Source organism: Elioraea sp. Yellowstone (assembly GCF_006704265.1).
In the GTDB taxonomy this organism is placed as follows: Bacteria; Pseudomonadota; Alphaproteobacteria; order Acetobacterales; family Acetobacteraceae; genus Elioraea.
The window spans coordinates 1-4524 of sequence record NZ_VIKA01000208.1; the positions used below are offsets into that span (position 1 = coordinate 1).

Annotated in this window: 3 protein-coding genes; all 3 read left to right on the forward strand. The window is 74.9% G+C overall.

Annotated features, from left to right (window positions below; all coding sequences use genetic code 11):
• The coding region (gene prsK / locus FK498_RS17545) for an XrtA/PEP-CTERM system histidine kinase PrsK (protein WP_141856846.1) at positions 1–1780 on the forward strand (1780 nt) is incomplete at its 5' end.
• A complete protein-coding gene (prsR, locus tag FK498_RS17550) occupies positions 1777–3198 on the forward strand; it encodes a PEP-CTERM-box response regulator transcription factor (protein WP_141856848.1) in 1422 nt (473 codons plus the stop codon). The genes prsK and prsR, both read left to right, overlap by 4 nt.
• Before the next feature lie 12 nt (positions 3199–3210).
• On the forward strand, positions 3211–4524 hold a 1314-nt coding region (locus tag FK498_RS17555; RefSeq protein ID WP_141856850.1), incomplete at its 3' end, for a tetratricopeptide repeat protein.

A 4524-nucleotide genomic window follows, 5' to 3' on the forward strand; every position in this document is an offset into this window, starting at 1 on the left:
CCTCTGGGCGCTGCCGTTCCTCGCCGCCGCCGCGCTCGTGCCGGGCCCGACCGCGGCGCTCGCGCTGCCCACGCTCGGTTCGCCCGCCCTCCTCGCCCGGCTGGGGCTGGCGCTCGCCACCGTGCTGCTCGCCGAGAACGTCTGGCGCAACACCGACGAGGCCGCTCGCTGGCACGTCAACCTGCCCTGCATCGCCTTCGGCGGCCTCGCCGCCTTCGACGTGTTCGTCTACGCCGATGCGGTGCTGGCGCGCGCCTTCTCGGTGCCGCTCCTGGATGCGCGCGCCGTCGTCACCGCGCTCGCAATGCCGCTGCTCGCGATCGCCGCGGTGCGCGACCGCCGCTGGCGGCGCCAGCTCCCCCTCAGCCGCACCGTGGTCTTCCACGGCGCCACCCTGGTGGTCGGCGGGGTGTTCCTGCTCGGCATCGGGCTGGCCGGCGAGGTGGTGCGCCATCTCGGCGCCGACTGGAGCCGGGCGGTGCAGATCAGCCTGCTCGCCGGTGCGGCGCTCGCCCTCCTGGTAGCGGTCTCCTCGCAGTCGGTGCGCTCGCGGCTGCGCCGGCAGATCGTCGACAACTTCTTCACCGCCCGGCACGACTATCGGCGCGAATGGCTGCGCACCGTCGCCACCCTCTCCGCCGCCGACGCCGAGGCGCCGCCCGCCTTGCGCGCGATCCGCGCGATCGCCGATCCGGTGGACAGCCCCGCCGGCGTGCTGCTCCTGCGCGAGGAGCCCGACGGCGCCCCCCGCTTCGCCTGGGCGCAGTCCTGGAACCGTCCGGCCGCGCCGGCCTCCCTCGGCCCGGAGCATCCCCTGTTCGGCGCCTTGCGCGACGGCACCTGGATCGTCGAGTTCGCCGAGGCGCCCCTGCCCGACCTCAACCAGGCCTGCGGTCCGCTCTGGCTCGCCGTGCCGCTGCCGCATCATCGCGAGGGGCTGATCGGCATCGTGCTGCTCGCCCCCCCGCGCGCCCCCTTCCCGCTCGACGGCGAGACCTTCGATCTCCTGCGCACGCTCGGCCGCGAGGTGGCGATGTTCCTCGCCGAACGGCGCGCCGCCGAACGGCTGGCCGAGAGCCGCCGGCTCGCCGACTATGCCAAGCGCTTCGCCTTCGTCGCGCACGACGTGAAGACCGTCTCGCACCAGCTGAGCCTGCTGCTCGCGAATGCCGAGGACCACATGCAGGACCCCGAGTTCCAGCGTGACATGCTGCTGACCGTGCGCGCCGCGGCCGACCGCATCAACACGCTGATCGCACGGCTGCGCCAGCCCGAGGCCGAGGACGAGGGGAGCGCGCCCGCCGCCCTGCGCATCGATCCGGCCGTCCGGCTCGCGGCCATCGCGGCGGCGCGCCAGGGTCGCGTGATCCTCGAGGTCGAGGGCGAGCCCGGCCTTGCCGCGATCGGCGCGGAGGCGTTCGATGCCGCGGTGACGCATCTCGTCAACAACGCCATCGATGCCTCGCCGCCGGGCGAGATGGTGCGCCTGCGGCTCGCCCGCGCGGCAGGGCGGATCGTGATCGAGATCATCGACCGCGGCCCCGGCATGAGCGCCGAGTTCGTGCGCGACGTGCTGTTCCGCCCGCTCGGCACCGCCAAGCCCAGGGGCAGCGGCATCGGCGCCTGGCAGGCGCGCGAGCTCCTGCGGGCGGCGGGAGGGAATCTCTCCGTGCTGACGCGGCCGGGCGCGGGCACCACCATGCGGATCGAGCTCGCGCCCGCCGATCGTCGGGACACGGCGGGAGAGACGACGCAGATCGAGCGGAGGATGCGCGCATGAGCAAGCCCAAGCTCCTGGTGGTCGAGGACGACCAGGCGCTGTGCGCGCAGTACAAGTGGGGCTTCCCGGCCTGGCGCGTGCTGATCGCCAACGACCGCGCCGAGGCGGAAGCCGTCGCCCGGCGCGAACAGCCCGCCGTGGTGCTGCTCGATCTCGGCCTGCCGCCGGACGCCGAAGGCGTGGCCGAAGGCTTCGCCACGCTCGAGACCCTGCGCCGGCTCTATCCGACCATGCCGGTGGTGGTCTCCTCGGGCCAGGATCAGCGCGAGAACATGCTGCGCGCGATCGCTCTCGGCGCCTACGATTTCTGCGAGAAGCCGGCCGACTTGGCGCTCCTGCGCACGGTGCTCGCGCGCGCGCTGCGCCTGCGCGAGCTCGAGGAGGAGAACCAGCGGCTGGCCGCCCAGCCCCGCCCCAGCCCGATCCGCGACATCCTCACCGCCGACGAGGCGATGCTGAAGGTCTGCCGGCAGGTGGAGCGGCTGGCCTCGGTCTCGGTGCCGGTGCTGCTGCTCGGCGAATCCGGCACCGGCAAGGAGGCGCTCGCGCGCGCGCTGCACGAGATGGGGCCGCGCGCCGAGAAGCCCTTCGTCGCCATCAATGCCGCCGCGATCCCCGAGACGCTGCTCGAGGCCGAGCTGTTCGGTCACGAGAGGGGTGCCTTCACCGGCGCCGTGCGCCAGGTGATCGGCAGGATCGAGCAGGCGAACGGCGGCACGCTGTTCCTCGACGAGATCGGCGACCTGCCGGGCAATCTCCAGGCGAAGATGCTGCGCTTCCTGCAGGAGCAGACGATCGAGCGGATCGGCGGGCGGACCCCGATCAAGGTCGATGTGCGCTTCGTCTCGGCGACCAATCAGCCGCTCGAGGAGCATGTCGCGCAGGGCCGCTTCCGCGCCGACCTGCTCTACCGCCTGAACGCCGTGACCGTGCGCATCCCCCCCTTGCGCGAGCGCGGCGGGGATATCGGCCTGCTCGCGCGCGCCTTCCTCGCGCGCGACGGGCGCGAGTTCGGCCGCCGGCTGCAGGGCTTCGACGCCACGGCGCTCGCCGCGATGGCCGCGCATCGCTGGCCGGGCAATGTGCGCGAGCTGATGAACCGCGTCCGCCGCGCCGCGCTGATGGCCGAGGGCCCGCTGGTGACCGCCGAGGATCTCGAGCTCGCCGCCCCCACGCCGGCCGCGGTCGAGGCGCAGGCGGCCGACAGCGAGGTCGATCTCGACCTGCGCGCGGCACGGATGCGCGCCGAGCGCGACGCGATCGAGCGCGCGCTTGCGAGGAGCCAGGGCAGCCTCGCCGCCGCCGCGCGGCTGCTCGGGATCAGCCGCCCCACCCTCTATTCGCTGCTCGAGACGCACGGGATCCCGCTGCCGCGCCCCGAGGCCGGCACCGCCGCCGCGTCCGCCGACGCCGTCTGACGGAGACACGCCATGCCACGGCTCGTCACGCTTCCCCGCCTTGCCCCCGCCCTGGCGCTCGCCGCCGCGCTGCTGGCCGCCGCGCCGGGCGAGGCCTCGGTCGAGCGGGCGCGCGCCGCCCAGGCGCGCGGCGATCTGCGCGCCGCGCAGATCGAATACCGCAACGCGGTGCGCGCCAGCCCCGACGATCCGGCGCTGCGTGCCGCGCTCGCCCAGGCAAGCCTCGATCTCGGCGACGGCGACACGGCGGAGAAGGAGGCCCGCGCCGCGCTCGAACGCGGCTACGACCGGGCCGCCGGCACGGCGCTGCTGCTGCGCGCCTACCTGACCTTGCGCAAGTTCGAGGAGATCCTGCGCGACTTCCCGATGCAGGAGGGACAGGTGCCGAACGCGGTCGCGGGCCAGGTCGCGGCCGGACGCGCGCTCGCCTATGCCGCCCTGAACCGGCGCGAGGACGCCGCGCGCGCCGCCGCCGATGCGGTGCGGCTCGCGCCCGATCTCGTCGAGCCGCACCTCGCCGCCGCGACCATCGCCGCGATCGGCGGCGACCGCGCCGCCGCCGAGGCGGCGGTCGACCGCGCGCTCGCGCTCGCGCCCGACCATCCAGAGGCGCTCCTGCGCAAGGGCAGCTTCCAGTTCGAGCGCGGCGAACTCCCCCAGGCCGCCGAGACCTTCGCCAAGGTGCTGAGCCGCGAGCCCGGCAACCTGGTCGCGCGGCTGCGCCGCGGCGAGACGCTGATGCGCATGAACAACGACGCGGAGGCGCGCCGGGAGGTCGATACCGTGCTGCGGCTCGCGCCGAACACGCCGCTCGGGGTCTATCTCAGCGCCATGCTGCACGCGCGCGCGCGCCAGTGGCGCGAGGCCGACGAGGCGCTACAGCGCATCCAGGCCCAGGTGCCGAACATCCCTGACGGACTCCTGCTGCTCGCCACCGTCAAGCGCGAGGTCGGGCAGCTCGAACAGGCCGAGGACGCGGCACGGCGCCATGTCGCGCGCCGGCCCGAGGATCCGCGCGGGGCGAAGCTGCTCGCCGCGCTCGAGATGCAGCGCGGCGCGCCCGATGCGGCGGCCGGCACGCTCGACCGCCTCGCGCAGCGCGGGGCCGCGGATGCCGAGGCCTACGACATGCTGGGGCGGGCCCATGCGCTGACGGGGCGGCGGCAGGAGGCGCTCGAGGCCTTCACCAGGGCCGCCGAGCGCGCGCCCGACAATGCCGGCGTGCTTGCCCGGCTCGCCGTGGCACGGCTCGCCGCCGGCGATGCGGCCGGCGCGCAGGAGGCGGCCCAGGCGGCGCACGCGCGCGATCCGAACCCTGTCTCTTAT

Bases quoted from the DNA above. Each gene is read 5' to 3' on its own strand.
- prsR (WP_141856848.1), top strand. From the start codon at position 1,777: ATGAGCAAGCCCAAGCTCCTGGTGGTCGAGGACGACCAGGCGCTGTGC.